A 26,737-nucleotide genomic window follows, 5' to 3' on the forward strand; every position below is an offset into this window, starting at 1 on the left:
GCGATGTTGGCGATTTATTGAATGATCAGGTTGTTGAACAACAGATCATCCACCATCGGCTTGCCGGTTTCGTCGTTCATGACCTGCTGGGTCTGCTTCAACGCTTCCTGGCGCAGCTTTTCCTTGGCCTCCAGATTATTCATGGCCTCGGTGGTCTGCTGGGCGAACAGCGCCACCAACTGGTTGCGAATCAACGGTTCGTTGGCCTTCACCGCAGCAGCAGCGGCATCGCCGGTGACGCGCAGGGCCACGTCGGCCTTGTAGACCTTCAGCTTCGCTGTACCGTCCAAGCCATAATTGCCCACGAATGGCGGGCTGAGGGTGATGTAACTGACTTTCGGTGCCTCGCCTTCCTTCGCTTCCTTGGCCTCTTCGGCCATCGCCGCCACAGGCAACGACAGGGCCAGCATCAACATGATCCGCGCTTTCACAATTGACTCCTCATCCGGTTTGCGGCCCAGCATACCGCCCCGCCGTTCAAGCACAAGCTTATAGCCGGCTATCAGGACAGGGCATGCTCGTTGACCCATTGACTCTCACACCTACACTTATCGGCCATCACTCCCAAAGGAATAGCCCTGATGAAAGCCGTGCTGTGCAAAGAATTCGGCCCCGCCGAATCGCTGGTGCTGGAAGACGTCACCAGCCCCGTCGCCAAGAAGAACGAAGTGCTGCTGGACGTGCACGCCGCCGGGGTAAATTTCCCTGACACGCTGATCATCGAGGGCAAATATCAATTCAAGCCACCGTTCCCGTTTTCCCCTGGCGGTGAAGCGGCGGGTGTTGTCAGCGCGGTGGGTGAAAAAGTCAGCCACCTGAAGGTCGGTGACCGGGTGATGGCATTGACCGGCTGGGGCAGCTTTGCCGAACAAGTGGCGGTGCCGGGCTACAACGTGTTGCCGATTCCCGCGTCCATGGACTTCAACACCGCTGCCGCCTTCAGCATGACCTACGGCACCTCGATGCATGCCCTCAAGCAGCGGGCCAACCTGCAACCCGGCGAAACCTTGCTGGTGCTCGGCGCCTCCGGTGGCGTTGGCCTGGCGGCCGTGGAAATCGGCAAGGCCATGGGCGCCCGGGTCATCGCTGCTGCCAGCAGCGCGGAAAAACTCGCCGTGGCCAAGGCAGCCGGCGCCGATGAATTGATCAACTACAGCGAAACCAGCCTGAAGGATGAAATCAAGCGCCTCACCGACGGCCAGGGCGCCGATGTGATCTACGACCCGGTGGGTGGCGACCTGTTCGACCAGGCCATCCGCGCCATCGCCTGGAACGGCCGGCTGCTGGTGGTGGGCTTCGCCAGCGGACGCATCCCCGAACTGCCGGTGAACCTGGCCCTGCTCAAGGGCGCCGCCGTGGTGGGCGTATTCTGGGGCTCCTTCGCCCAACGCCAACCCGAGGACAACGCCGCCAACTTTCAGCAATTGTTCGGTTGGTTCGCCGAGGGCAAGCTCAAGCCGCTGGTGTCGCAGGTGTACCCGCTGAGCAACGCGGCACAAGCCATCAATGATCTTGGCCAACGCAAGGCGGTCGGAAAAGTAGTGGTTCAGGTGCGCTGATTGCTTACCCCAACTGTTTATACCGGGCCGTAACCCTACGACCCGGTTCCGCCATCCCCAAACCGCCCTTCATTTATACCTGAGCGACGTGTTCATAAAAGAACACGTTATCGCCAACATTCCTGCTTTTTGTTGATGCGAACCGATGCTATTTTCGGTAACGAAACTGTAACATTCGCATCCGCAGTCAAAACAAGAAATCTGGAGCTCTTGAATGTTTGCTTTCTTTCGACCTGCCGTACACCAGGCAGCTCTGCCTGAAGAAAAAATAGACAGCACCTATCGACGCCTTCGCTGGCAGATCTTCGCCGGGATATTCATTGGCTACGCCGGGTATTACTTGCTGCGCAAGAACTTCTCCCTGGCTATGCCGTACCTGATCGACGAGGGCTATACCCGTGGCCAGTTGGGCCTGGCCATGTCGGCCATCGCCATCGCCTACGGGCTGTCGAAGTTCCTGATGGGCCTGGTGTCCGACCGTTCCAATCCGCGCTACTTCCTGCCCTTCGGCTTGTTGGTATCGGCGGGGGTGATGTTCGTGTTCGGTTTCGCGCCTTGGGCAACCTCCAGCGTGACCATGATGTTCATCCTGCTGTTCATCAACGGCTGGGCCCAAGGCATGGGTTGGCCGCCAAGCGGACGGACCATGGTGCACTGGTGGTCGCAGAAGGAACGTGGCGGCGTGGTGTCGGTGTGGAACGTGGCGCACAACGTCGGCGGCGGCCTGATCGGCCCGCTGTTCCTGCTGGGTATGGGCTGGTTCAACGACTGGCACGCGGCATTCTATGTGCCCGCTGCCGTAGCGCTCGTCGTTGCGGTGTTTGCCTTCGTGACCATGCGCGACACACCGCAATCCGTGGGCCTGCCGCCCATCGAGAAATACAAGAACGACTACCCCGAAGGCTACGACGCGAGCCACGAGAACGAATTCAGCGCCAAGGAAATTTTCGTCAAATACGTGCTGCGCAACAAAATGCTCTGGTACATCGCCATGGCCAACGTCTTCGTTTACCTGCTGCGCTACGGCGTGCTGGACTGGGCGCCGACCTACCTCAAGGAAGCCAAGGGCTTCACGGTGGACAAGAGTTCCTGGGCCTATTTCTTCTACGAGTGGGCGGGCATTCCCGGCACGCTGCTGTGTGGCTGGATGTCGGACAAGATCTTCCGTGGCAACCGTGGCCTGACCGGCATGGTGTTCATGGCCCTGGTGACCGTGGCCACGCTGGTGTACTGGCTGAACCCGGCCGGCAACCCGACCGTCGACATGATCGCCCTGGTTTCCATCGGCTTCCTGATCTACGGCCCGGTGATGTTGATCGGTTTGCAAGCATTGGAACTGGCACCGAAGAAAGCTGCCGGTACAGCTGCCGGCTTCACCGGCCTGTTTGGTTACCTGGGTGGCTCAGTCGCGGCCAGCGCCGCCATGGGCTACACCGTGGACCATTTCGGCTGGGACGGTGGTTTTGTGCTGTTGATCGGCGCCTGCCTGCTGGCAATGGCGTTCCTCGCGCCAACCCTGTGGCACAAGCAAGTCGCCAGTCAGAGCCGCGAAGCGGTGGCCTGATCCAGCGCTGATTGGCAGCGCTTGAGTCGCGCCTCCAGATTCCGGTCTGGCATGGCGTGGCTGCGCAGGGCGTGGATGGTCTGCTCGACATAATCGCGGGTGGTGCCATAGCGCCCGCAAGCGCTTTCGAACACCTGGCTCAGCACATGGTCCGGCAAATTACCGGCATAGCTGGGCAGGTGCCGCTCCAGCACAAACCCCAAGGCTTGCACCTGGCTGCCATCCTCGAGACGGCAACTGAGCCAGTGTGGACGATAGGACGGGAACGGCATCTCGCGTTGCCATAAGGCAAACAGCGAGTCCTCGAGATTCTCTTGCGGCAAACGATAAGCGAAACCGCTGCAGGAGCCGCCGCGATCCAGCCCGAACACCAATCCCGGCAACTCCGGGGTACCACGGTGTTCGTGGGACCACAAATACAAGCCACGATGATAACCATGAACCCGGCCACGCATCCGCTCCACCGCCGTGCATTCCGGCCGCCAGATCAACGAACCATAGGCGAACAGCCAGACCGGACCGCCCAGGTGAAGGCGCATGGTCGATTGCATCGAGGCGAGCAATTGCTCACGGGTCAACTGTGGTCCCAAGTCGAGTCGTGGCGGGTACGGCGCACAGGTAATGGCGGATTCGATAACGGTCATGGCCGGTAGCGTAGGGCTCCTCGCGATTCAAAAAAGCTGGGTGGCGCGCCGTCATGACACTGACGCTTGGCAGAACCCAGGCAAATTGGATGCCATTAAGGGTGGGGGGCGCTGGCATATACCTTAACGGCATCTAGCTCAGGAGCTAAATATCGAATAGGCATATGTGCAGTTCTATACTTCGGTGGCGAGGGGATTTATCCCCGCTGGGGCGCGAAGCGGCCCAAAAATCCGAGCACTCGGTGTGTCAGATCAATTGATTTCTAATTTCGAGGGCCGCTTCGCAGCCCAACGGGGATAAATCCCCTCGCCACAAAAGCACCTTAGCCTGGGCTAAATGAGCTCTACTCAAGCCCGAGGCGCGTAGGCAAAGACATCGGCACGCATTTGATGGGCGTCCATTCCGGCATCGACCAACGCATCGAGCGTGGCGTAGATCATGGCCGGCGAACCGCTGGCGTAGACATACACACCGGAGAGATCGTCGATGTCCTGGCACACCGCTTCGTGGAGCATCCCGCAGCGCCCTTCCCAGCCACACACGTCACTGACGACTTTGTGCAGGAACAGATTCGGCAGCTTTTTCCACTCGTCCCAATGCTCGATCTCATAGAAATCCTCGGGACGACGCACTCCCCAATACAGATGCACCGGGTGCTTGAACCCCGCTGCGCGGCAATGTTCGATCAGGCTGTGCATCTGCGCCATGCCGGTACCTGCGGCGATCAGCACCAATGGGCCGTCGGGCAGCTCTGACAGGTGGGTGTCACCGAAGGGCATTTCGACGCGCACGCTGGGGTTGCGCCGCAGTTGCTCCAGCAGCGCCTGCGCACTGCTTTCGCGCACTAATACGTGCAATTGCAGGTCGCGCCCCGAATGCGGTGCCGAGGCCAGGGAGAACGCCGATTTTTCGCCGTTTTCCCGTTCGATCATCAGGTACTGTCCGGCGTGATAGCGCGGTGGCTTGCCCGCTGGCGCCCGCAGGCGCACTCGCCAGACATCGCCGCCCACGTCGGCGCACTCGATGACCTGGCAGGCCAGGTTGCGTACCGGCAACTCACCCGGCGACAGCACGCCATCCCACAACACCACGCAATCCTCCAGAGGTTCGGCGATGCAGGTGAAAATCTCACCGTGATCACGCACTTCGCCAGCCTGCTCGACGCGGCCCTCCACTAACAACGCGCCACACACATGGCAGTTGCCGTTGCGGCAGCTTTGCGGGCATTCATAGCCCAGGCGCCGCGCGCCATCGAGAATCCGCTCAGCGGGCCGGATGTCCAGCACCGCCCCGGAAGGCTGCAAGGTTACACGCATCAATCTATTCCTAACTGATTCCAGATGGCATCGATCCGTTGGGTAACGGCTTCATCCTTGACGATAACCCGGCCCCACTCACGGGAGGTTTCACCGGGCCACTTATGCGTGGCGTCGAGCCCCATCTTCGACCCCAGGCCAGACACTGGCGAGGCGAAGTCAAGGTAGTCGATCGGCGTGTTCTCGATCATCACTGTGTCGCGCTTGGGATCCATGCGCGTGGTGATGGCCCAGATCACATCGTTCCAGTCCCGTGCGTTGATATCGTCGTCAGTGACGATAACGAACTTGGTATACATGAACTGTCGCAAAAACGACCAGACACCGAGCATGACCCGCTTGGCGTGCCCCGGATACGACTTCTTCATGGTCACCACGGCCATTCGGTACGAACAGCCTTCCGGCGGCAGATAGAAGTCGGTGATTTCCGGAAACTGCTTCTGCAGGATCGGCACGAACACTTCGTTCAGCGCCACCCCGAGAATGGCCGGCTCGTCCGGTGGACGGCCAGTGTAGGTGCTGTGGTAGATCGGCTTGATCCGATGGGTGATGCGCTCGACGGTGAACACCGGGAAGCTATCGACTTCGTTGTAGTAACCGGTGTGGTCGCCATACGGCCCTTCATCGGCCATTTCACCGGGATGGATCACGCCCTCAAGGATAATCTCGGCAGTGGCCGGCACTTGCAGGTCGTTGCCACGGCATTTCACCAGCTCGGTGCGATTGCCGCGCAACAGACCGGCGAAGGCATATTCGGAAAGGCTGTCAGGCACAGGCGTGACGGCGCCGAGGATGGTCGCCGGGTCCGCCCCCAGGGCAACCGATACCGGGAACGGCTGGCCGGGATGTTTTTCACACCACTCGCGGTAGTCCAGCGCCCCGCCGCGGTGGCTCAGCCAGCGCATGATCACCTTGTTGCGGCCAATCACTTGCTGACGATAGATGCCGAGGTTCTGGCGCTCCTTGTTCGGGCCTTTGGTGACGGTCAGGCCCCAGGTAATCAGCGGCCCTACGTCGCCCGGCCAGCAGGTCTGCACCGGCAGCATCGCCAGGTCGACATCGTCACCCTCGATCACCACTTCCTGGCAAATGGCGTCCTTGACGACTTTCGGCGCCATGGCAATGATCTTGCGGAAAATCGGCAGCTTGGACCACGCATCCTTCAGGCCTTTCGGCGGCTCGGGCTCCTTGAGAAACGCCAGCAACTTGCCGATCTCGCGCAGTTCGCTAACCGCCTCGGCGCCCATGCCCAGCGCCACGCGCTCAGGCGTGCCGAACAGGTTGCCCAGCACCGGAATATCGTAGCCCGTAGGATTCTCGAACAATAACGCCGGGCCCTTGGCCCGAAGCGTGCGGTCGCAGACTTCCGTCATCTCCAGCACCGGAGAGATGGGAACCTGGATGCGTTTCAACTCGCCGCGCTGCTCCAGTTGCTGCACGAAATCCCGAAGATCCTTGAATTTCATTGAGATGCCACCCCGAAAATAGGCGTACATCCTACCTGCTCTAACGCCCAAACAGCAGCCCGCACGTGCGCGGCAATGATCAATTGTCGGTTGTACCCAACAGCACCGGAGCAAACAATGGGCTGAGCCGGGTGCTGCCGATGTCAGACAAATGATCCTCGTCCTTGTACTGCGAATGACCATTGACCTCTATGCTGCAGACCTCGTCCGCACACATCAGCGGGGTCGGGTCGATGACATGCACGCCCGGGTCGGCGGCGCTCATCGAGTCGAACAAGTCACTCAGGAAACGCTGGCGGGCCAAATGTTCCTGGAGCGGGCGCCCCAATCCTTCGGCCGAACGACCGACCCGGGCCAAGCTCGTCAATCGGCTAATAGTACCCTTGCGCTGCAGCGGCACCTCCTTGAACAACCAGACTTGCGCCCCCGCCGCCCTTATCGCCGCCACTTGCGCCTTGAGCGCCGCGGCCATACGGGCCTCGGCCTCGGCGGTACTGTCGCGAGTATTGAGCAACAATGTCTTATTGCCGTCCTCCCGGCCGTAGACGTAAAGACTCCAGCTGGACGCCAGCACCACGTCCCTGATCTGCAGGCGGCGAACCTGTTCCATCGTTCGTTCGTTAAAGTCCCTGCACCGCTGGCGAGGTCCTTCGCTCAGGATCGACGGGCAACCACTCATAGTGTAAAGCCATACCGGCCGCCCCTCACGGGCGGCCCCCGCTTCAATCGCCGGCAACAATGCGGCGGCATGACTGTCGCCCCAGACCAGTTGAGTCGCCGGCGCCTCCTTGTTCCTGCCAATCAGGCACGCCTTGTCCAGACTCTTGTCCGAGGTCATCAACATGCATTTCATCTGCCCAGCCCGCCACTCTCGCGCCTGTGCATATTCCAGGGCCTTGCCGGTAAGGCGCTGGGGAAAGCCATCGGCCGAGCGCACCACTGACCCCGTCACCGCCAGGGCAACCATGGCCAGCAAACCTGCGGCCAGCACCGGCTTGCGTGCAGCCAGCAGGCGCTTTTCACGAAACGGAAGCTCGACAAAACGCCAGCTCAACCAGGCAAGGCCCAGCGCCAGCAGTATCCAGCCTACAGCTTCCCAAGACTGAATACCGTCGATCGAGATGGTATTGGCATACACGTAGACCGGCCAATGCCACAGATAAAAGGAATAGGACAGCAGGCCAATCCAGACCAGTGCCCTGGCACTCAGCAACTGGGCGACCCAGGTCGAACCCTGTGCACCAGACCAGATCAGCGCGGTGGTACCAAGGACAGGCAGCAAGGCCGTCCAACCCGGAAAAACCGTGTTCTCGTCAAAGGTGAAAACCGCCACCAGGACAGCGGCCAAGCCGAGCGCGCCTGCACATTGATAGAACCATGGCTTCACGACGTATTTTGATGTCGGCAACACCGCGAGCATTGCCCCGCACAACAACTCCCAGGCCCGTGTCGGCAGCGAAAAGAACACGAAGTCAGGTTTGCGATCGATAGAGGTGACATTCAATCCGAAAGAAACCAGCAACACGGCAAACAGCATCCAGCGCCAATGGCGAATATGGCGCATCAACAACACCATCAGCAGTGGAAAGAAGATGTAGTACTGCTCTTCAACCGCCAGGGACCAAGTGTGGAGCAAGGGCTTGAGGTCCGATGCGGGCTCGAAGTAACCGTCCTGGCGCATGAACAAGATGTTGGAAATGAACAGCGCCTGATAACGAACCGTCCTGCCCAGCTCCGAAAAATCCTTGGGTGTCAGCAGCAACCAGCCCAGGGCCAGCGTTGCCACCAGCACCACGCTCAAGGCTGGAATGATGCGTCGCGCACGCCGCGCCCAGAAATCGACGAAGCTGAAACGCTGCGCACTGATCTCGCGAAACAGGATGCTGGTTATCAAGAAACCGGAAATGACGAAAAAAACGTCAACACCGACAAAGCCACCACTGAACGTGCTGAAACCGAAGTGAAACAGCACCACAGGAATAACAGCCAGCGCCCTCAGGCCGTCGATGTCACGGCGGCTGCCGAATGTGTGCATAACAATCCTTGTCGTTTACGAGCTGATGCAAGCACGGACACTACCGGCTTGGGAAAGTTGTCTTTTTTGATACAAAGCCACGAAAAAAAAGAGCGCCCCTGTTCAGGGCGCCCTTTCTTGAAGCGTGCTGGGTGTTACTTGCGTTTCATCGACAGGAAGAACTCATCGTTGGTCTTGGTCTGTTTCAGCTTGTCGACCAGGAACTCGATGGCAGCGACTTCGTCCATCGGATGCAGCAGCTTGCGCAGGATCCACATGCGCTGCAGCTCGTCGTCGGCGGTCAGCAACTCTTCGCGGCGGGTGCCGGAACGGTTGATGTTGATGGCCGGGAAGACACGCTTTTCGGCGATCTTGCGATCCAGAGGCAGTTCCATGTTGCCGGTGCCTTTGAATTCCTCGTAGATCACTTCATCCATCTTCGAGCCGGTTTCAACCAGCGCGGTGGCGATGATGGTCAACGAGCCGCCTTCTTCGATGTTGCGCGCCGCGCCGAAGAAACGCTTGGGTTTTTCCAGGGCGTGGGCATCGACACCACCGGTCAGGACCTTGCCGGAGCTCGGGATGACGGTGTTGTAGGCCCGGGCCAGACGGGTGATGGAGTCCAGCAGGATCACCACGTCTTTCTTGTGCTCAACCAGGCGCTTGGCCTTCTCGATCACCATTTCGGCCACCTGCACGTGGCGGGTCGGTGGTTCGTCGAACGTCGAGGCGACCACTTCGCCGCGCACGGTGCGCTGCATCTCGGTCACTTCTTCCGGACGCTCGTCGATCAGCAGCACGATCAGATGAACTTCAGGGTTGTTACGGGCGATGTTGGCCGCGATGTTCTGCAGCATGATCGTCTTGCCCGCCTTCGGCGGCGCCACGATCAGGCCACGCTGGCCTTTGCCGATGGGTGCGCACAGGTCGATGACTCGACCGGTGAGGTCTTCGGTGGAACCGTTGCCGGCTTCCATCTTCATGCGCACGGTCGGGAATAGCGGGGTCAGGTTCTCGAAGAGAATCTTGTTTTTCGCGTTTTCCGGACGGTCGAAGTTGATGGTGTCGACCTTGAGCAGCGCGAAGTAACGCTCGCCTTCCTTCGGAGGACGGATCTTGCCAACGATGGTGTCACCGGTGCGCAAGTTGAAGCGACGGATCTGGCTCGGCGAGACGTAGATATCGTCTGGGCCGGCGAGATAGGAAGCGTCTGCAGAGCGGAGAAAGCCGAAGCCGTCCTGGAGAATCTCCAGCACGCCATCACCGGAGATTTCCTCGCCGCTTTTCGCGTGCTTTTTGAGCAGGGAGAAAATCACGTCCTGCTTGCGCGAACGGGCCATATTTTCTATGCCCATCTGTTCGGCCAATTCGAGCAGTTCGGTAATCGGCTTTTGCTTGAGTTCAGTCAGATTCATATAGGAATGACGTAATCATTTATGGAGGGGGGAAATTAAGCTTTTGGCTTAATGAGGCCGCGCCGCGGAGAAGGCGACAGGATCGCGTACTTATTCGAAAGGAGAGCGTCGGCGACGGCTTGCAGGGGGCAATGGAGAAACCAGTGCGGGGCCGAATGTAACACCTGGGTTTGCAAGCGTCTAGCCCCGGATAACGAAAAAGCCCCGCGATTTGCGGGGCTTTTTCAATGGCATTCGGCGCTTAGATGTTGGCGTCGAGGAAAGCGGCCAGTTGCGACTTCGACAGCGCACCGACCTTGGTGGCTTCGACGTTGCCGTTCTTGAACAGCATCAGGGTCGGGATACCACGCACGCCGTGCTTGGCCGGAGTCTCCTGGTTTTCATCGATGTTCAGCTTGGCAACGGTCAGCTTGTCCTTGTAGGTCTCGGCAATCTCGTCCAGGACCGGCGCGATCATTTTGCACGGGCCGCACCACTCAGCCCAATAGTCGACCAGTACCGCGCCTTCGGCCTTGAGTACGTCAGCCTCGAAGCTAGCGTCGCTAACGTGTTTGATCAGATCGCTGCTCATGGAAATCTCCGGGGTTGTCAGCAAAAAAACGTGGCCCATCATAGCGGCCCTTCCCGGGTTCAGGAAGCCGCAGTTGATTGAGTCTCGCTATGACGAAAGACGTATTTGGGTATAGCTCAACTCACGAAGCGGCGGGGGCGACGAAGGCAATCCCGGTACGCAACGCCGCGTTACGTACATGTTCCTGCATGGCTTTTTGCGCGGCGCCCGAAGCGCGGCGAGCCAAGGCGCGCAGGATCTTGCGATGTTCCTGCCAGGTTTCCATCGCCCGCTCCGCCCTGATGAACGGTAGTTTCTGGCTCTCCAGGAAGATGTCGGCGCTGGCGGTGAGAATGCTCAGCATCGCCTGATTGCCACTGGCCAGGAGGATGCGCCGATGAAATTCGAAATCCAGGCGCGCCGCAGCGTCGAAATCCCCAAGCTTCAACTCCCTGCGCATGGCCTCGACGTTGTCTTGCAGCGTGTCGAGCTCATCGGCGCTCAGCGTCACCGCCGCCAACCCGGCCGCGAAACCCTCCAGGGCATAACGCAACTGGAAAATATCCACCGGCGAAGCCTGGGCCGCGAACGGCCAGCCCAGCGCCGACTCGGTGCGCAACACCTCCGTCAGCGATTGTACGAAAACCCCTTTGCCCGGCTGCACGCTGATCATGCCCAAGGCGCTCAACGATGAAAGCGCCTCGCGCAACGACGCCCGACTCACCCCCAGCTGCAGCGCCAGGTCCCGTTGCGACGGCAACGCATCCCCGGGACCGAAGCCTTCATCGGCGATCAGTTTGCGGATGGCTTGCAGGGCCACTTCAGGAACGGCGCGAGCGATGGAATTCATGATTTTTTCAGACGAACCGGACCAGTGAGCAGCTAGTTGTAAAGCTATTCGCCGCGCCCGGCAAGTCGTGCCCCAGCAGGGTTCGGCGGTCCTTGCCGATGCCCGATAACGGTGCGAAACGCGGCCTAACTGTTCAGACCAGTAAGACCACGCCCCACCAGTAAAACCGTGGCTTTGGCAGATGAAATCCCGCCTTGGCATGGCCTGTGCTCTGTCCGAACGCAGAAATCACATCACCGACTGCGGAGATTCGCCATGATTCAGCGTTGCAGCGCCCTGCTCACTGCCCTGTTTGCCAGCCTGATGCTCTGTCAACTACCCGCCCACGCCGATGGCCTGGAAGACGTGGTCAAGCGTGGCACGCTCAAGGTCGCAGTGCCTCAGGACTTCCCTCCGTTCGGCTCAGTGGGCCCGGACATGAAGCCCCGCGGCCTGGACATCGACACCGCAAAACTGCTGGCCGACCAGCTCAAGGTCAAGCTTGAACTGACGCCAGTCAACAGCACCAACCGCATCCCATTCCTGACCACCGGCAAGGTCGACCTGGTCATCTCCAGCCTGGGCAAGAACCCGGAGCGGGAAAAAGTCATCGACTTCTCCAGTGCCTACGCGCCGTTCTACCTGGCGGTGTTCGGCCCGCCCGATGCAGCCATCAATGGCCTGGATGACCTCAAGGGCAAGACCATCAGCGTCACCCGTGGCGCCATCGAAGACATCGAGCTGACCAAGGTCGCGCCCGAAGGCGTCACCATCAAGCGCTTCGAAGACAACAACTCGACCATTGCCGCCTACCTCGCCGGCCAAGTGGACCTGATCGCCAGCGGCAACGTGGTGATGGTCGCCATCAGCGAGCGCAACCCCAAGCGCGTCCCGGCCCTGAAAGTGAAACTCAAGGATTCGCCGGTGTACGTGGGCGTGAACAAGAACGAGCCGGCCTTGCTGGATAAGGTCAACCAGATCCTGGCGACCGCCAAGACTGATGGCAGCCTGGAAAAAAACTCCCAGACCTGGCTCAAGCAGCCACTGCCAGCCGACCTCTGATCGTCGCGTGAGAGGCTGAGCATGGCTTACCAGTTCGATTTTCTGCCGGTGGTGCAAAACACCGAGCTGCTGCTGCGCGGCGCCTTGTTCACCTTGGAACTCACCGCCATCGGCGCGTTGCTCGGCGTCAGCCTGGGCATCGTCGGGGCTGTGGTGCGGGCGTGGAACATTCGTCCGTTCGCGGCGATCTTCGGCGTGTATGTGGAGCTGATCCGCAACACGCCGTTCCTGGTGCAGCTGTTTTTCATCTTCTTCGGTTTGCCGTCCCTGGGCCTGCAGATTTCCGAATGGCAGGCGGCGGTGCTGGCAATGGTGATCAACCTCGGCGCCTACTCCACCGAGATCATCCGCGCCGGTATCCAGGCGATCCCGCGGGGGCAACTGGAAGCGGCCGCAGCCCTGGCGATGAGCCGCTTCGAGGCCTTCCGCCACGTGGTGCTGCTGCCGGCATTGGGCAAGGTCTGGCCGGCCCTGAGCAGCCAGATCATCATCGTGATGCTCGGCTCGGCGGTCTGTTCGCAGATCGCCACCGAAGAGTTGAGCTTCGCCGCGAACTTCATTCAATCGCGCAATTTCCGCGCCTTTGAAACCTACGCGCTGACCACGCTGATCTACTTGTGCATGGCGCTGTTGATCCGTCAGTTCTTGAACTGGGTGGGTCGCCGTTACATTGCCAGGAGCCGTCCATGAGCGATTTCACTTTCTGGGACGTGGTGCGCAACCTGCTCACGGGCCTGCAATGGACCCTGGCGCTGTCGCTGGTGGCGTTTATCGGCGGCGGCGTGATCGGCTTACTGGTGATGGTGCTGCGCATTTCCAAAAACGCCCTGCCGCGCAACGTCGCCCGCACCTACATCGAGTTGTTCCAGGGCACGCCGCTGTTGATGCAGTTGTTCCTGGTGTTCTTCGGCGTGGCCCTGGCCGGAGTGGAGATTTCGCCGTGGATGGCCGCGGCGATTGCCCTGACGCTGTTTACCAGCGCTTATCTGGCGGAGATCTGGCGCGGTTGCGTCGAGGCGATCTCCAACGGCCAATGGGAAGCCTCCGCCAGCCTGGCCCTCAACCCGCTGGAGCAGTTGCGCTACGTCATCCTGCCCCAGGCCCTGCGTATCGCCGTGGCGCCGACCGTGGGCTTTTCCGTGCAAGTGGTCAAAGGCACGGCGGTGACCTCGATCATTGGCTTTACCGAACTGACCAAGACCGGCGGCATGCTCGCCAACGCCACGTTCGAGCCGTTCATGGTGTATGGCCTGGTGGCCCTCGGTTATTTCCTGCTCTGCTACCCCTTGTCCCTCAGTGCGCGCTACCTGGAAAGGAGACTGCATGCCTCTGCTTAGAATTTCCGCCCTGCATAAATACTACGGCGATCACCACGTGCTCAAAGGCATCGACCTGACCGTCGAGGAGGGTCAGGTGGTGGCGATCATCGGCCGTAGCGGCTCGGGCAAATCCACTTTGCTGCGCACCCTCAACGGCCTGGAGTCGATCAACGACGGCGTGATCGAAGTGGATGGCGAATACCTCGACGCCGCTCGTGCCGACCTGCGCAGCCTGCGGCAGAAAGTCGGGATGGTGTTCCAGCAGTTCAACCTGTTCCCGCACCTGACGGTCGGTGAGAACGTGATGCTCGCGCCGCAGGTTGTACAGAAAGTCACCAAGGCCAAGGCGGCCGAACTGGCGCGGCAGATGCTGGAACGAGTCGGCCTCGGCGAGAAATTCGATGCCTTCCCCGACCGTTTGTCCGGTGGCCAGCAGCAACGGGTCGCCATTGCCCGGGCCCTGGCGATGTCGCCGAAAGTGCTGCTGTGTGACGAAATCACCTCGGCCCTGGACCCGGAGCTGGTCAATGAAGTGCTCAGCGTGGTGCGGCAACTGGCCAAGGAAGGCATGACCCTGATCATGGTCACCCACGAAATGCGCTTCGCCCGGGAAGTCGGGGATAAATTGGTGTTCATGCACCAGGGCAAGGTGCATGAGGTGGGGGATCCCAAGGTGTTGTTCGCCGCTCCGCAGACGGCGGAGCTGGCAAACTTTATCGGGACCGTCGAGCCGGCCTGATTTTCTCAGCCAAGGAACACTCTGTGGCGAGGGGATTTATCCCCGTTGGGCTGCGAAGCGGCCCCCAAACCAGGCAACTCGGCGTGCCAGGATGATTGAGTTCACAGCTTTAGGGCTGCTGCGCCGCCCAGCGGGGATAAATCCCCTCGCCACAAGAGCACCCTGCAAGCTGCTCTGGCTCAAGGGTTTGGTTCAGGTGCGTTGGCGTAAGCGGTTGATCGTGGCAGGATGGCGAGGTTATCGACCGAGACTTTTTGACCATGCCGCCATCCCAAGCCAAGAATCTGTCCCTGATCGCTGCCATAGACCTGGGCTCCAACAGCTTCCACATGGTCGTCGCCAAGGCCCAGAACGGGGAAATCCGCATTCTTGAGCGGCTCGGCGAGAAGGTCCAACTGGCCGCCGGGATCGACGAAGAGCGCAAGCTCAGCGAAGAATCCATCCAGCGCGGGCTCGATTGCCTCAAGCGCTTTGCCCAACTGATCAACGGCATGCCCCTGGGCGCGGTGCGGATCGTCGGCACCAACGCCCTGCGCGAGGCGCGCAACCGGGGTGAATTCATCCACCGTGCCGAAGAGATCCTCGGCCATCCGGTGGAGGTCATCTCTGGCCGTGAAGAAGCCCGCCTGATCTACCTAGGCGTCTCCCACACCCTGGCCGACACACCGGGCAAGCGCCTGGTGGCGGACATCGGCGGCGGCAGTACGGAGTTCATCATCGGCCAGCGCTTCGAACCGCTGCTGCGCGAAAGCCTGCAGATGGGTTGCGTCAGTTACACCCAGCGCTATTTCCGCGACGGCAAGATTACCCCGGCCCGCTATGCCCAGGCCTATACGGCGGCGCGCCTGGAAATCATGAGCATCGAACATGCCCTGCACCGCCTGACCTGGGATGAAGCCATCGGCTCCTCGGGCACCATTCGCGCCATTGGCCTGGCGCTCAAGGCCGGCGGGCATGGCACCGGCGAAGTCAACGCCGAGGGCCTGGCCTGGCTCAAGCGCCGGGTGTTCAAGCTCGGCGATACCGATAAGATCGATTTCGAAGGCATCAAGCCCGACCGCCGGGCGATTTTCCCGGCGGGCCTGGCGATTCTGGAAGCCATCTTCGACGCCCTCGAATTGCAGCGCATGGACCACTGTGAGGGCGCCCTGCGCGAAGGCGTGCTGTATGACTTACTGGGGCGTCATCATCACGAAGACGTGCGGGAACGCACCCTGGGCTCGCTGATGGAGCGTTATCACGTCGATCAGGAACAAGCCGCTCGGGTCGAGCGCAAGGCGCTGCATGCCTTCGACCAGGTGGCCGATGACTGGGACCTGAACGACGGCGTCTGGCGCGAGCTGCTGGGCTGGGCCGCCAAGGTGCATGAGGTGGGCCTGGACATCGCCCACTACCACTACCACAAGCATGGCGCCTACCTGATCGAGCACTCGGACCTGGCGGGTTTCTCCCGGGAAGACCAGCAGATGCTCGCGCTCCTGGTGCGTGGACACCGTCGCAACATTCCCAAGGATAAATTTGCCGAATTCGGCGATGACGGCATCAAGCTGATTCGCCTGTGCGTGCTGCTGCGCTTCGCGATCCTGTTCCACCACATCCGTGGCACCCAGGAAATGCCCCAGGTGGTCCTGCGCGCCGATGGCGATCATCTGGATGTGCTATTTCCTGAAAACTGGCTGGAAGAGAACCAATTGACCCAGGCCGACTTCGCCCAGGAAGCCGACTGGCTGACCCGGGTCGGGATTGTGCTGAACATCCACTAAGCCCCGCCACAACACAGATCTCTGTGGCGAGGGGATTTATCCCCGCTGGGCCGCGAAGCGGCCCCAAAGAGTTGAAAGGTAATCAGCCTGGCACAATGGGCTGGCAGATTTTAGGGCCGCTTCGCAGCCCAGCGGGGATAAATCCCCTCGCCACAAAAGCGCCCCCCTCCCGGAGCACGTTTAACGAACCGCCAACACCGGGCTGCTCAAGCGCTCCAGCAACGTCGCCTGGGCACTGCGCGGGTTCTGGTTGCCGGTCGGCGTGTTGCGGATGTAACGGCCATCCGACTGCAGGCTCCAGCTGTGGGTGTTGTCGGTGAGGTAGCTTTCCAGCTCCTTCTTGACCCGCAGGATCAACTTCTTGCCTTCCACCGGGAAGCAAGTCTCGACCCGCTTGTCGAGGTTGCGCTCCATCCAGTCGGCACTGGACAGGAACATCTGCTCCTCGCCGCCGTTGAGGAAGTAGAACACCCGGGTATGTTCCAGAAAGCGCCCGATGATCGAGCGCACGTGGATGTTATGGGACACCCCCGGAATGCCCGGCCGCAGGCAGCACATGCCACGTACCACCAGGTCGATGCGCACGCCCGACTGGCTGGCCTTGTACAACGCGCGGATGATTTTCGGATCGGTCAGCGAGTTGAATTTGGCGATGATGTGCGCCGGCTTGCCTTCCAGGGCGAACTGGGTTTCCCGGGCGATCATGTCGAGCATGCCCTTTTTCAGGGTAAAGGGCGCATGCAGCAGTTTTTTCATGCGCAGGGTCTTGCCCATGCCGATCAACTGGCTGAACAGCTTGCCGACGTCTTCGCACAAGGCATCGTCAGAGGTCAGCAGGCTGTAGTCGGTGTAGAGACGGGCGTTGGCGGCGTGATAGTTGCCGGTGCCCAAGTGGGCGTAACGCACGATCTCACCGGCTTCGCGCCGCAGGATGAGCATCATCTTGGCGTGAGTCTTGAAGCCGACCACACCGTAGATCACCACCGCACCGGCCGCTTGCAGACGGCTGGCCAGTTGCAGGTTGGATTCCTCATCGAAGCGCGCGCGCAATTCGATCACCGCCGTGACTTCCTTGCCGTTTCGCGCCGCGTCCACCAGGGCATCGACGATTTCCGAGTTGGCGCCGCTGCGATACAGGGTCTGGCGCACCGCCAATACGTGAGGATCCTTGGCTGCCTGGCGCAGCAGGTCGACCACAGGGGTGAACGACTCGAACGGGTGCAACAGCAGGATGTCCTGCTTGCTGATCACGCTGAAAATGTTCTCGCTGTTCTGCAGCAGTTTCGGGATCTGCGGCGTGAACGGCAAATATTGCAGCTCAGGGTGACTGTCCAGGCCGGTGATGCTGAACAGTCGGGTCAGGTTGACCGGACCGTTGACCTGATACAGCTCGGTCTCATGCAGGTTGAACTGCTTGAGCAGGTAATCGGACAGGTGTTTCGGGCAGGTATCGGCCACTTCCAGGCGCACCGCATCGCCGTAGCGGCGGGAGAACAGCTCGCCGCGCAGGGCGCGGGCCAGGTCTTCGACGTCCTCGGTGTCCACCGACAAGTCGGCGTTTCGGGTCAGACGGAACTGGTAGCAGCCCTTGACCTTCATGCCCTGGAACAGGTCATCGGCATGGGCGTGGATCATCGACGACAGGAACACGTAGTTGTCGCCAGTGCCGCCCACATCTTCCGGTACGCGGATGACGCGTGGCAGCAGGCGCGGTGCCGGGATGATCGCCAGGCCGGAGTCGCGGCCGAAGGCATCGATGCCCTCCAGTTCGACGATGAAGTTCAGGCTCTTGTTGACCAGCAGCGGGAACGGGTGTGTCGGGTCGAGGCCGATCGGCGTAATGATCGGCGCGATCTCATCGCGGAAATAGCGACGCACCCAGGTCTTGATCTTGGTGTTCCAGTTGCGGCGACGGATGAAGCGGACATGATGTTTTTCCAGCTCCGGCAACAGGATGTCGTTGAGGATCGCGTACTGGCGGTCAACGTGGCCGTGGACCAGTTCGCTGATGCGCGCCAGGGCCTGATGCGGTTGCAGGCCGTCGGCACCGGCCTGCTCACGGGCAAAGGTGATCTGCTTCTTCAGCCCGGCGACGCGGATTTCGAAGAACTCATCCAGGTTGCTGGAAAAGATCAGCAGGAACTTCAAGCGCTCGAGCAACGGATAGGACTCGTCCAGCGCCTGCTCCAGCACGCGGATGTTGAACTGCAGTTGCGACAGCTCCCGATGGATGTATAGGCTGCTGTCATCCAGGTTGGGAACGGCAATCACCGGGGCCGGGGCAGGCTCGATGACAGCCGGGGGAGCGGGCTCCAACTCCGGCGGTGTCTCAGCGACTTGCTCGACCACGGGTTGAGCATCTTTTACGGCAACTTCAGAGAGTCCTTCGGTATTCATCGCAAGTTCCTGGGAGGCTATTTCTGCTCTCGTAACAATTGGGCAGCGCGCACGGCAAAGTAAGTCAGGATGCCATCAGCTCCTGCACGTTTAAAAGCGGTCAAGGACTCGAGGATCACGCCTTCGCTCAACCAACCGTTCTGGATCGCCGCCATGTGCATGGCGTACTCGCCGCTGACTTGATAAACAAAGGTCGGCACTTTGAATTCATCCTTGACCCGGCAAAGAATGTCGAGGTAAGGCATGCCCGGCTTGACCATGACCATATCTGCCCCTTCTGACAAGTCAGCCGCGACTTCGTGCAAGGCTTCGTGGCTGTTGGCCGGGTCCATCTGATAAGAGGCCTTGTTGGCCTTGCCCAGGTTCAGGGCCGAGCCGACCGCGTCGCGGAACGGGCCGTAATAGGCGCTGGCGTACTTGGCCGAATAAGCCATGATCCGCACGTTGACGTGGCCGGCCACTTCGAGGGCTTCGCGGATCGCCTGGATGCGCCCGTCCATCATGTCCGACGGTGCCACCACCTGGGCGCCGGCCTCGGCGTGGGACAGGGCCTGCCTCACCAGTGCATCGACGGTGATGTCGTTCTGCACATAGCCTTCTTCATCAAGAATGCCGTCCTGGCCATGGGTGGTGAACGGGTCCAGCGCCACGTCGGTGATCACCCCCAGCTCCGGGAAGCGCTCGCGCAGGGCACGGGTGGCACGCTGGGCAATGCCCTCCGGGTTCCAGGCCTCGGCAGCGTCCAGGGACTTGAGGGCCGGCGGGGTCACCGGGAACAGCGCCAGCGCCGGAATGCCCAGCTCGACCCACTGGGCCGCTTCTTCGAGCAACAGATCGATGGTCAGGCGCTCCACGCCAGGCATTGACGCCACCGCTTCGCGACGGTTCTCACCGTCCAGCACGAACACCGGCAAGATCAGGTCGTTGGTGGTCAGTACGTTTTCACGCACCAGCCGACGAGAGAACTCATCACGGCGATTGCGACGCAGGCGGGTAGCAGGGAACAGACGATTGGCGGGGGTAAAGCTCACGGCGGACTCCTGAGCCCGTGCTGACGGGCGAGCGTGACAGTTATAAGCGGCCATTATGACCAAAGCATTACAGTTGTGCGCAGCTGTGACCTGTCGTCGCAGTTATTGTCATTGTAGGAATTGTTCACGTCGAGACACATTTCGATACTTTCCTGAATGTGCTCGAAGGGTTAGGCTGCGCGTTCATTTCGCCAGCACCCAGACAATGCTCCAACAATTTCTGCATGACTTCGGCTACTTGGCCCTGTTTATCGGCACGTTCTTCGAAGGCGAAACCATCCTCGTGCTCGCAGGCTTCCTGGCGTTCCGTGGCTATATGGATATCAATCTCGTGGTGGTCGTGGCGTTCTGCGGCAGCTATGCGGGCGATCAGCTGTGGTATTTCCTGGGCCGCAAGCATGGGCGCAAGCTACTGGCGCGCAAGCCACGCTGGCAATTGATGGGGGATCGCGCGCTGGAGCATATCCGCAAGCATCCGGACATCTGGGTCCTGAGCTTTCGCTTCGTCTATGGCCTGCGTACGGTGATGCCGGTGGCTATCGGCCTGTCAGGCTACCCGCCGGGCCGTTACCTGTTGCTCAACGGCATCGGTGCGGCGATCTGGGCCACGGCGCTGGCGGCCGCCGCCTACCACTTCGGCGCGGTGCTCGAAGGCATGCTGGGCAGCATCAAGAAATACGAGCTATGGGTGCTTGGTGCCCTGTTGCTGCTGGGCCTGTGCCTGTGGCTGCGTCGGCGCTTCAAGACCGCGCGGCAGGCCAGGAAGGTCCTCGAAGCCGAGCGCCTGGAACAAGCCAAGACCGGCGAACCTACGACGCCAACCGAGTAAACCGGTTGCGGCAGCAATACAGGCCAATACCACTGAGCAAACTGTAGCTGAGCAACCCGACCCAGGCCGCTGGGCCGGCCGACCACAAGCCGACCAGCGGCGCCAGCCACACCAGCGGCAGGTTCGAAGCCAGCCGCAACAGCTCCAGCCTCAACGCCCACGGGCGATTCTCCAGGGCCACGCCCAGCACGAACAACCCCCATGCCACCACTCCCCAACCGAGCACCAGGGCGGCGACCGGCAGGCTGTTCTCCAAGTTCATCAAGTAACTGCCCAGCGCAATGTAGACACAGAACTGCAGCGCCACATACCCCTGCTGGCGCCCGTCCAGTGGCACCTCGAACTTGCGGAACTGGCTGAGCTGCGGCTTGTTCAGCGGGTATCTGGCGGCAACGTCCGCTGGCCGCCAACCGGTGGGCATGAACCAGATCCGCAGCTTGTCCCTCCAGCGCTCGGCCCGACGGGCATCTGCCCATAGCTGTGCATAGAACTGCAGGTTGGCCCACAACGGATTCCAGCTGGCCAGCGGCGTGGTCACACCGAAAATCACCGGCTCGTTGTCGTCTTCTTCCTGGAAGGTGCCAAACAGACGGTCCCAAATAATGAACACCCCGCCGTAGTTGCGATCCATGTAGAGAGGGTTCTGTGCATGGTGGGCACGATGATTGGACGGCGTAACGAAGCACCACTCCAGCCAGCCGAGCTTGGGGATGTGCTGGGTGTGGACCCAGAACTGGTACAGCAGATTCAACGCCGCCACGCTGACGAACACGACCAGCGGCACGCCCAGCACGGCCAGCGGCAGGTAGAAGATCCAGCTCAACACAAATCCGGTGCTGGTCTGGCGCAACGCGGTGGACAGGTTGTAGTCCTCGCTCTGGTGATGCACTGAATGGGCCGCCCAGAGGATATTGCGTTCATGGCCCATGCGGTGCAGCCAGTAATAGCAAAAGTCGTAGAACACAAAGGCAAACACCCAGGCCCAGGCCCGGTCGGCAGGCAGTTGAGTGACGGCCAGATGTTTCAATGCAAAGGCGTAGGTCACCAGCCCCACGCCCTTGGTCAGCAAACCGGTGGTGGTCGACAACACACCGGTGCTCAGGCTATTGATCGCGTCTGCCACACGGTAGTGACTCACACCACGCCAGCGATCAGCCAGCAACTCGACGGCGATCAGCACGAAGAAGAACGGCACGGCATACAGAATGAAATTCATGACCCGCCCCAGCTTGGAGGTAACCGGCAGATTAGGTGTAGCCGCTGGAGAACCCTATGGCAACGAGTGACAAATTAGTGGACATTTAACGCCATGAATCTGGAGAAAATCCCATGAGCAAAAAAATTGCAGTGATCCTTTCCGGCTGTGGCGTGTATGACGGCGCCGAGATCCATGAAAGCGTGATCACCTTGCTGCGTCTCGATCAGCGCGGCGCGCAGGTGCAATGTTTCGCCCCCAACATCGCCCAACTGCATGTGATCAATCACCTGACCGGTGAGGAAATGCCCGAGAGCCGCAATGTACTGGTGGAGTCGGCGCGGATCGCCCGGGGCAACGTGAAGGACTTGCGCGAAGCCAGGGCCGAGGATTTCGACGCCTTGATCGTGCCCGGCGGTTTTGGCTCGGCAAAAAACCTCTCCAACTTTGCCGTCGAAGGCCCGGGTTGCACCGTGCAGCCAGAGGTCCTGGCGCTGACCGAAGCCTTTGCCGAGGCCGGTAAACCAGTGGGGCTGATCTGCATTTCCCCAGCCCTGGCGGCCAAGATCTATGGTCCTGGCGTGGTCTGCACCATCGGCAACGACGTCGACACCGCCGCCGCCGTGGTCAAGATGGGCGGCACCCACGAAGACTGCACCGTCACCGATATCGTCGAAGACACCGCGCGCAAACTGGTCAGCACCCCGGCCTACATGCTGGCGCAGAACATCAGCGAAGCGGCCTCGGGCATCAATAAACTGGTGGACCGGGTGTTGGAATTGACGCACGAGAACGACGCCTAGCAACACGCCGAGCCCCTGTGGGAGCGAGCTTGCTCGCGATAGCGGCGGATCAGTTGGCCAATCTATCGGCCGATACACCGCCTTCGCGAGCAAGCTCGCTCCCACAGGTTTTTTACACCGGGCTCAAGCCATTCGGGCCAAGCGCGTCAGTATCCGATCCAAGGCATTGGCAAATCCCTGCTTGTCCCGCTCGCTGTACGCCGCTGGGCCACCGCCCACGTGGCCCTGTTCGCGCAGATCGGTGAACAGGTTGCGCACCGCCAGCCGATCCCCCATGTTTTGGGCATCGAACTCCTTGCCCCGAGGGTCCAGGGCGGCGACGCCTTTCTTCACCAACCGGTCAGCCAAGGGCACATCGCTGCAGATCACCAGCTCGCCCGGCACGGCGTGTTCCACCAGGTAATCGTCCGCCGCATCGGGGCCGCTGGGCACCACGATCAGCTTCACACAGGCCAGGCCCGGCTTGATCTGCGGCTGGCCAGCCACCAGCACCACTTCGAACTGGCGCTTCAAGGCAAACTTGACCACCAGTTCCTTCGCCGCCTTGGGACAGGCATCGGCGTCGATCCATACGCGCATGGGTTGTTCCTCGTTAAAAGCACGGCGCGATTGTGAGCGCAGCGAATGTTTTTAGGAAACCTGAACCTTGCGCTTCTCCGCCACCCAACTGCGCCCATACAGCACCACAATCGCCAGGATCGCGACCACTTGAGCGGTCAGCGAATAGGCATCGGCGTGAATGCCCAACCAGTCGAAGTCGAAGAACGCCACCGGATGGGTACCGAAGATCCCGGCTTCCTGCAACGCCTTCACGCCATGACCGGCGAACACCACCGACAGCGCGCACAGCAACGCGGCGTTGATACTGAAGAACAGCGCCAGCGGCAGTTTCGCCGAACCGCGCAGAATCACCCAGGCCAGGCCGACCAGCAGCACCAGCGCCGTCGCGCCGCCCGCCAACACGGCGTTGTGCCCGGCGGGGCCGGCCTGCAACCACAGGGTTTCATAGAACAGGATCACTTCGAACAGCTCGCGATAGACCGAGAAGAACGCCAGGATCGCGAAACCGAAACGGCCGCCGCCGCCCACCAGGCTGCTCTTGATGTAATCCTGCCAGGCCGCCGCATGGCGCCGGTCATGCATCCATACCCCCAGCCACAGCACCATCACACTGGCGAACAACGCCGTCGCGCCTTCGAGCAATTCGCGCTGGGCACCACTGACGTCGATCACATACGCCGCCAGGCCCCAGGTCGCCAGGCCGGCCAACAGCGCCAGGCCCCACCCCACGTTGACACTGCGAACCGCCGACTGCTGGCCGGTGTTGCGCAGGAACGCCAGGATCGCCGCCAGCACCAGGATCGCCTCCAGCCCTTCGCGCAACAGGATCAGCAACCCGGAGATGTAGCTCAGTGACCAGCTCAAGCCGTCACCGCCCAGTAGGCCGGCGGACTCCTTCAATTTAGCCTTGGCCGCGTCCAGACGCTGTGCGGCCTGCTCGACCGGTAACCCGTCCTGCAGCGATTGACGGTAAGCCATCAAGGCCTTTTCAGTGTCTTTGCGCACGTTGGCATCGACATTGTCCAGCGAGCTTTCTACCAGCTCGAACCCTTCCAGATAGGCCGCTACCGACAAGTCATAGGCTTGGTCGTGGTCACCGGCGCGATACGCCGCGATGCTTTTGTCCAGGGTGGCGGCGGTGTAGTCGAGCAACTGCGCCGGACCGCGCTGCACCTGCGGCGGCTGGGCGCGCTGGGCACGGAAGGTGGCGGCCGCCTCTGGGCCCTGCGCGGCGAGGACTTCGGCCGGTGTCTGACGCGCGAGGTCGGCAAGGTTGAAGGTCTGCGCACTTTTGGCGGCGGCCGGGTCGGCGCTGAAACTGGCGATGTAGGTCGCCAGGTCCCAACGTTGACGATCATCGAGCTGATCGGCGAAGGCCGGCATATCGGTGCCTTCGACCCCCATGCCGAGGGTGTTGTAGATCGCGTAGAGGCTCAGGCGATCCAGGCGCTGACCGTCGCGCAGATTGGCAGGCGGTGGCTCCAGGCCGACACCGGCGGGACCGTCGCCGGCACCGCTGTCACCGTGGCACACCGAGCAATTCTGGGCATACAGCGGCGCGCCGCGTGTGGGGTCCGGAGTGATGATCGGCGCCTGGCTCACTTCGTAAGCCACCGCCAATCTGGCACCCAGTTGCCGTGCCTGACGGGCCACCTCACCGCCGTCCTGATGCTGGCTGATCGCGCTGCGCAAGGCGCCGACGCCTTGGGCCAGCTCAGCCTTTTCCGGCTTGGCCGGTAGCCCGGCGATCAACCCTTCCAGCACCTGGGTGAATTCAAGTTGCTCGCGGTATTCGGCGTCGTCGATGACCTTGCCCGCGTCGACCGTCTCCGGATAATCCGCCCCGATGTAATCCAGCAGATGCAGTGCCTGAGGGGCACCCTCAACGGTGTCGGCCAGCAGATGGGGGCTGCACAGTGCAAGCAACGGTAGTGCAAGCCAGGCCAGAAAACGGAACGGCGCAGTCATGAATGACTCTCGATTGGAAATAAGAAGTAACACATTGTTCACTTCCAATGACTTTGGCTCAAGGGCTGATGTGCATTGGCAGCACATTTTCATCGGACTTTCATGCTTTGGAGGTGATGTCACAAAAACAGCACTTAGACATTGAAAAGCCATTACATAACCCCGAGCCCTGTTTATAATCGCGCCGCCTTCTTATGGTCAGATGGCATAAAAGCTCCTCGCTTTATGAGGAACTGACGGCGTCTCGACGCTTGTCCGTGGGATCGCTCCAGCCCGACCCGCATACCCGGCTGATACCTCAGGGAAGATGTAGACATGGCCTCCCGTGCCGCTTTTTCGCTCGTCCTCGGTGCAATCATCTTGGTGTCCGGCTGTTCGGCCTTTCGCAACTACGACAGTGAGTTGGCCCAGACCAACCAGCAGCTGGCTTCCGGCAACGTCGACGCCGCGTTGACCCTGCTGGAAAAGAACAACAGCAGCCAGGACAAAGACCTGCTGTATTTCTTCGAGAAAGGCGAGCTGCTACGCGCCAAGGGCGATCTGTCCGGCAGCCAGACCGCCTGGACCAGCGCCGACCAGCAGGTCGGCCAGTGGGAAGACGCTGTCAAGCTCGACACGGCCAAGTACCTGGCGCAGTTCGGCAGCTTCCTGGTCAACGATAAAGTCCGGCGCTACGAGGGCTACGACTACGAGAAGGTCATGCTGACCACGCAGATGGCCCTGAATCTGCTGGCGGTGAATGACTTCGACGGTGCGCGGACGCAAATCAAGAAGACCCACGAACGCGAAGCGGTAATTGCCGACCTGCGGGACAAGGAATACCTCAAGCGCGAAGAGGATGCCGAGAAGCAAGGGGTCAAGACCGAGTACAAAGACCTCAAGGGCTACCCGGTGGCCAGCCTCGACGCGCCGGAAGTGGTCAGCCTGAAAAACAGTTACCAGAGTGCGTTCAGCCACTACCTGGCCGGTTTCGTCTACGAAGCCCTGGGGGAAAAGGACCTGGCCGCACCGGGCTACCGCAAGGCCGCCGAACTGCGCCCGAACACCCCGTTGCTGGAACAGGCGCTGCTCAACCTCGACAAACCAGCCAAGAACGACGACAGCGACATCCTGATCGTCGTCCAGAGCGGCCTGGCGCCGTCCCGGGACTCGATCCGCATTCCCCTGCCCTTGCCTATCAGCGGCAACCTGGTCATCACGCCACTGTCGTTCCCGCTGATCAAGCCTGACACCTCTACCGCCACCTTCGCCCAGATCGGCGTCGACGGCCGTCAGCTCGACCTGACCCAGCTCAACAGCACCACCGCCATGTCCCGCCGGGCCCTGCGCGATGACATGCCAGGCATCATCCTGCGCACGACCGTGCGGGCGATCACCCGTGGTGTGGCACAAAAGCAGATCAATGACACCAATCCCCTGGCCGGCCTGGCCGTGGGCATCACCTCGGCCGTGCTCGAAGGTGCTGACACCCGGACCTGGCGCACCTTGCCGGACTACACCCAGGTGGTGCGCCTGCGCCTGAAGAAAGGCGAGCACCAGGTCACCTTGCCGAGCGCCGTGGGTGGCTCGGTGGTCAAGGTTACCGTCGACCAGCGTTACCAGGTCATCAGCCTGCGGGCGGTGGGCAACCAAGTGTTCGCTGGTGGCCTGGCTGCCCAGGTGATGCCCAGCGCCAACCCGACCGCCATTGCCCTTAAGCAACCTTAAGAACG

General features: G+C 61.0%; 23 protein-coding genes. 10 read left to right on the forward strand and 13 right to left on the reverse strand.

The window, feature by feature from the left end; genetic code table 11:
• Nucleotides 1-14: 14 nt before the first annotated feature.
• Nucleotides 15-431, reverse strand: coding sequence for a flagellar basal body-associated protein FliL (locus LOY70_RS28575; RefSeq protein ID WP_025216054.1), 417 nt, complete (start codon nt 429-431; stop codon nt 15-17).
• A 150-nt stretch (nt 432-581) separates the two neighbouring features.
• Here LOY70_RS28575 and LOY70_RS28580 point away from each other — a divergent pair, with 150 nt between their 5' ends.
• Together LOY70_RS28580 and glpT are read left to right on the forward strand one after the other, a co-directional pair.
• Complete coding sequence (locus LOY70_RS28580) at nt 582-1,559, forward strand: NADPH:quinone oxidoreductase family protein (RefSeq protein ID WP_265031970.1); 978 nt, start codon at nt 582-584, stop codon at nt 1,557-1,559.
• Nucleotides 1,560-1,773: 214 nt separating this feature from the next.
• Entirely contained in the window at nt 1,774-3,123 is a 1,350-nt protein-coding gene (gene glpT / locus LOY70_RS28585) for a glycerol-3-phosphate transporter (RefSeq protein WP_265031971.1), read from the forward strand.
• Here the strand turns inward: glpT and LOY70_RS28590 are convergent.
• From LOY70_RS28590 to LOY70_RS28620, 7 genes are all read right to left on the reverse strand, one after another.
• Entirely contained in the window at nt 3,099-3,767 is a 669-nt protein-coding gene (locus LOY70_RS28590) for a gamma-glutamylcyclotransferase (RefSeq protein WP_265031973.1), read from the reverse strand. The two genes, glpT and LOY70_RS28590, sit on opposite strands and share 25 nt — an antisense overlap.
• Nucleotides 3,768-4,115: 348 nt before the next feature.
• Nucleotides 4,116-5,084, reverse strand: a complete 969-nt coding sequence (locus LOY70_RS28595; protein WP_265031974.1) for a CDP-6-deoxy-delta-3,4-glucoseen reductase — start codon at nt 5,082-5,084, stop codon at nt 4,116-4,118.
• On the reverse strand, nt 5,084-6,550 hold the full coding sequence (gene ubiD, locus LOY70_RS28600; RefSeq protein ID WP_265031975.1) for a 4-hydroxy-3-polyprenylbenzoate decarboxylase: 1,467 nt from the start codon (nt 6,548-6,550) through the stop codon (nt 5,084-5,086). Before ubiD ends, LOY70_RS28595 begins: the two co-directional genes overlap by 1 nt.
• 79 nt (nt 6,551-6,629) lie before the next feature.
• A complete protein-coding gene (locus LOY70_RS28605; RefSeq protein WP_265031976.1) occupies nt 6,630-8,585 on the reverse strand; it encodes an acyltransferase family protein in 1,956 nt (651 codons plus the stop codon).
• Between the two features lie 134 nt (nt 8,586-8,719).
• Nucleotides 8,720-9,979: a transcription termination factor Rho gene (rho, locus tag LOY70_RS28610; RefSeq protein WP_025216061.1), complete on the reverse strand. Its 1,260-nt coding sequence runs from the start codon at nt 9,977-9,979 to the stop codon at nt 8,720-8,722.
• Nucleotides 9,980-10,220: 241 nt separating this feature from the next.
• Entirely contained in the window at nt 10,221-10,550 is a 330-nt protein-coding gene (trxA, locus tag LOY70_RS28615) for a thioredoxin TrxA (protein WP_265031978.1), read from the reverse strand.
• 121 nt (nt 10,551-10,671) lie between these two features.
• Nucleotides 10,672-11,379, reverse strand: coding sequence for a FadR/GntR family transcriptional regulator (locus LOY70_RS28620; RefSeq protein ID WP_265031980.1), 708 nt, complete (start codon nt 11,377-11,379; stop codon nt 10,672-10,674).
• A gap of 255 nt (nt 11,380-11,634) precedes the next feature.
• On the opposite strand from LOY70_RS28620, the gene LOY70_RS28625 reads away from it, so the two are divergent.
• The 5 genes from LOY70_RS28625 to ppx all read left to right on the forward strand — a co-directional run bounded on the left by LOY70_RS28625 (nt 11,635) and on the right by ppx (nt 16,241).
• Nucleotides 11,635-12,420: a transporter substrate-binding domain-containing protein gene (locus LOY70_RS28625; protein WP_265031981.1), complete on the forward strand. Its 786-nt coding sequence runs from the start codon at nt 11,635-11,637 to the stop codon at nt 12,418-12,420.
• Nucleotides 12,421-12,441: 21 nt separating this feature from the next.
• Nucleotides 12,442-13,110 carry an amino acid ABC transporter permease gene (locus LOY70_RS28630; protein WP_025216064.1) on the forward strand — a complete coding sequence of 223 codons (669 nt, stop codon included), beginning with the start codon at nt 12,442-12,444 and terminating at the stop codon, nt 13,108-13,110.
• The gene (locus LOY70_RS28635; RefSeq protein ID WP_123416242.1) at nt 13,107-13,757 is read left to right on the forward strand and encodes an amino acid ABC transporter permease; all 651 of its coding nucleotides are present in this window, start codon (nt 13,107-13,109) and stop codon (nt 13,755-13,757) included. The genes LOY70_RS28630 and LOY70_RS28635 overlap by 4 nt, the downstream gene beginning before the upstream one ends.
• The gene (locus tag LOY70_RS28640; protein ID WP_265031982.1) at nt 13,744-14,478 is read left to right on the forward strand and encodes an amino acid ABC transporter ATP-binding protein; all 735 of its coding nucleotides are present in this window, start codon (nt 13,744-13,746) and stop codon (nt 14,476-14,478) included. The genes LOY70_RS28635 and LOY70_RS28640 overlap by 14 nt, the downstream gene beginning before the upstream one ends.
• Before the next feature lie 260 nt (nt 14,479-14,738).
• Complete coding sequence (gene ppx / locus LOY70_RS28645; protein ID WP_265031983.1) at nt 14,739-16,241, forward strand: exopolyphosphatase; 1,503 nt, start codon at nt 14,739-14,741, stop codon at nt 16,239-16,241.
• A gap of 180 nt (nt 16,242-16,421) precedes the next feature.
• On the opposite strand, the gene ppk1 is transcribed toward ppx, so the two are convergent.
• Together ppk1 and hemB are read right to left on the reverse strand one after the other, a co-directional pair.
• Nucleotides 16,422-18,638 carry a polyphosphate kinase 1 gene (gene ppk1 / locus LOY70_RS28650; RefSeq protein WP_265031985.1) on the reverse strand — a complete coding sequence of 739 codons (2,217 nt, stop codon included), beginning with the start codon at nt 18,636-18,638 and terminating at the stop codon, nt 16,422-16,424.
• A 17-nt stretch (nt 18,639-18,655) separates the two neighbouring features.
• Complete coding sequence (gene hemB, locus LOY70_RS28655; protein ID WP_123416245.1) at nt 18,656-19,669, reverse strand: porphobilinogen synthase; 1,014 nt, start codon at nt 19,667-19,669, stop codon at nt 18,656-18,658.
• A 205-nt stretch (nt 19,670-19,874) separates the two neighbouring features.
• On the opposite strand from hemB, the gene LOY70_RS28660 reads away from it, so the two are divergent.
• On the forward strand, nt 19,875-20,498 hold the full coding sequence (locus tag LOY70_RS28660; RefSeq protein ID WP_265031986.1) for a DedA family protein: 624 nt from the start codon (nt 19,875-19,877) through the stop codon (nt 20,496-20,498).
• Here the strand turns inward: LOY70_RS28660 and LOY70_RS28665 are convergent.
• Nucleotides 20,479-21,714, reverse strand: coding sequence for a sterol desaturase family protein (locus LOY70_RS28665; protein ID WP_265031987.1), 1,236 nt, complete (start codon nt 21,712-21,714; stop codon nt 20,479-20,481). The genes LOY70_RS28660 and LOY70_RS28665 overlap by 20 nt on opposite strands.
• Nucleotides 21,715-21,827: 113 nt before the next feature.
• Here LOY70_RS28665 and elbB point away from each other — a divergent pair, with 113 nt between their 5' ends.
• A complete protein-coding gene (gene elbB / locus LOY70_RS28670; RefSeq protein WP_025216072.1) occupies nt 21,828-22,496 on the forward strand; it encodes an isoprenoid biosynthesis glyoxalase ElbB in 669 nt (222 codons plus the stop codon).
• 123 nt (nt 22,497-22,619) lie between these two features.
• On the opposite strand, the gene LOY70_RS28675 is transcribed toward elbB, so the two are convergent.
• Together LOY70_RS28675 and LOY70_RS28680 are read right to left on the reverse strand one after the other, a co-directional pair.
• Complete coding sequence (locus LOY70_RS28675; protein WP_265031988.1) at nt 22,620-23,075, reverse strand: YaiI/YqxD family protein; 456 nt, start codon at nt 23,073-23,075, stop codon at nt 22,620-22,622.
• A 51-nt stretch (nt 23,076-23,126) separates the two neighbouring features.
• A complete protein-coding gene (locus LOY70_RS28680) occupies nt 23,127-25,025 on the reverse strand; it encodes an FTR1 family protein (RefSeq protein WP_265031989.1) in 1,899 nt (632 codons plus the stop codon).
• Nucleotides 25,026-25,340: 315 nt separating this feature from the next.
• Between LOY70_RS28680 and LOY70_RS28685 the strand changes: the two genes are divergently transcribed.
• Nucleotides 25,341-26,732: a COG3014 family protein gene (locus LOY70_RS28685; RefSeq protein WP_265031990.1), complete on the forward strand. Its 1,392-nt coding sequence runs from the start codon at nt 25,341-25,343 to the stop codon at nt 26,730-26,732.
• Nucleotides 26,733-26,737: the final 5 nt, after the last annotated feature.

Origin of the sequence: Pseudomonas sp. B21-054, assembly GCF_026016345.1 — a bacterium.
GTDB lineage: Bacteria > Pseudomonadota > Gammaproteobacteria > Pseudomonadales > Pseudomonadaceae > Aquipseudomonas.

Bases quoted from the DNA above. Each gene is read 5' to 3' on its own strand.
- LOY70_RS28580 (WP_265031970.1), top strand. From the start codon at position 582: ATGAAAGCCGTGCTGTGCAAAGAATTCGGCCCCGCCGAATCGCTGGTG.
- glpT (WP_265031971.1), top strand. From the start codon at position 1,774: ATGTTTGCTTTCTTTCGACCTGCCGTACACCAGGCAGCTCTGCCTGAA.
- LOY70_RS28590 (WP_265031973.1), bottom strand. From the start codon at position 3,767: ATGACCGTTATCGAATCCGCCATTACCTGTGCGCCGTACCCGCCACGA.
- LOY70_RS28595 (WP_265031974.1), bottom strand. From the start codon at position 5,084: ATGCGTGTAACCTTGCAGCCTTCCGGGGCGGTGCTGGACATCCGGCCC.
- ubiD (WP_265031975.1), bottom strand. From the start codon at position 6,550: ATGAAATTCAAGGATCTTCGGGATTTCGTGCAGCAACTGGAGCAGCGC.
- LOY70_RS28605 (WP_265031976.1), bottom strand. From the start codon at position 8,585: ATGCACACATTCGGCAGCCGCCGTGACATCGACGGCCTGAGGGCGCTG.
- rho (WP_025216061.1), bottom strand. From the start codon at position 9,979: ATGAATCTGACTGAACTCAAGCAAAAGCCGATTACCGAACTGCTCGAA.
- trxA (WP_265031978.1), bottom strand. From the start codon at position 10,550: ATGAGCAGCGATCTGATCAAACACGTTAGCGACGCTAGCTTCGAGGCT.
- LOY70_RS28620 (WP_265031980.1), bottom strand. From the start codon at position 11,379: ATGAATTCCATCGCTCGCGCCGTTCCTGAAGTGGCCCTGCAAGCCATC.
- LOY70_RS28625 (WP_265031981.1), top strand. From the start codon at position 11,635: ATGATTCAGCGTTGCAGCGCCCTGCTCACTGCCCTGTTTGCCAGCCTG.
- LOY70_RS28630 (WP_025216064.1), top strand. From the start codon at position 12,442: ATGGCTTACCAGTTCGATTTTCTGCCGGTGGTGCAAAACACCGAGCTG.
- LOY70_RS28635 (WP_123416242.1), top strand. From the start codon at position 13,107: ATGAGCGATTTCACTTTCTGGGACGTGGTGCGCAACCTGCTCACGGGC.
- LOY70_RS28640 (WP_265031982.1), top strand. From the start codon at position 13,744: ATGCCTCTGCTTAGAATTTCCGCCCTGCATAAATACTACGGCGATCAC.
- ppx (WP_265031983.1), top strand. From the start codon at position 14,739: ATGCCGCCATCCCAAGCCAAGAATCTGTCCCTGATCGCTGCCATAGAC.
- ppk1 (WP_265031985.1), bottom strand. From the start codon at position 18,638: ATGAATACCGAAGGACTCTCTGAAGTTGCCGTAAAAGATGCTCAACCC.
- LOY70_RS28660 (WP_265031986.1), top strand. From the start codon at position 19,875: ATGCTCCAACAATTTCTGCATGACTTCGGCTACTTGGCCCTGTTTATC.
- LOY70_RS28665 (WP_265031987.1), bottom strand. From the start codon at position 21,714: ATGAATTTCATTCTGTATGCCGTGCCGTTCTTCTTCGTGCTGATCGCC.
- elbB (WP_025216072.1), top strand. From the start codon at position 21,828: ATGAGCAAAAAAATTGCAGTGATCCTTTCCGGCTGTGGCGTGTATGAC.
- LOY70_RS28675 (WP_265031988.1), bottom strand. From the start codon at position 23,075: ATGCGCGTATGGATCGACGCCGATGCCTGTCCCAAGGCGGCGAAGGAA.
- LOY70_RS28680 (WP_265031989.1), bottom strand. From the start codon at position 25,025: ATGACTGCGCCGTTCCGTTTTCTGGCCTGGCTTGCACTACCGTTGCTT.
- LOY70_RS28685 (WP_265031990.1), top strand. From the start codon at position 25,341: ATGGCCTCCCGTGCCGCTTTTTCGCTCGTCCTCGGTGCAATCATCTTG.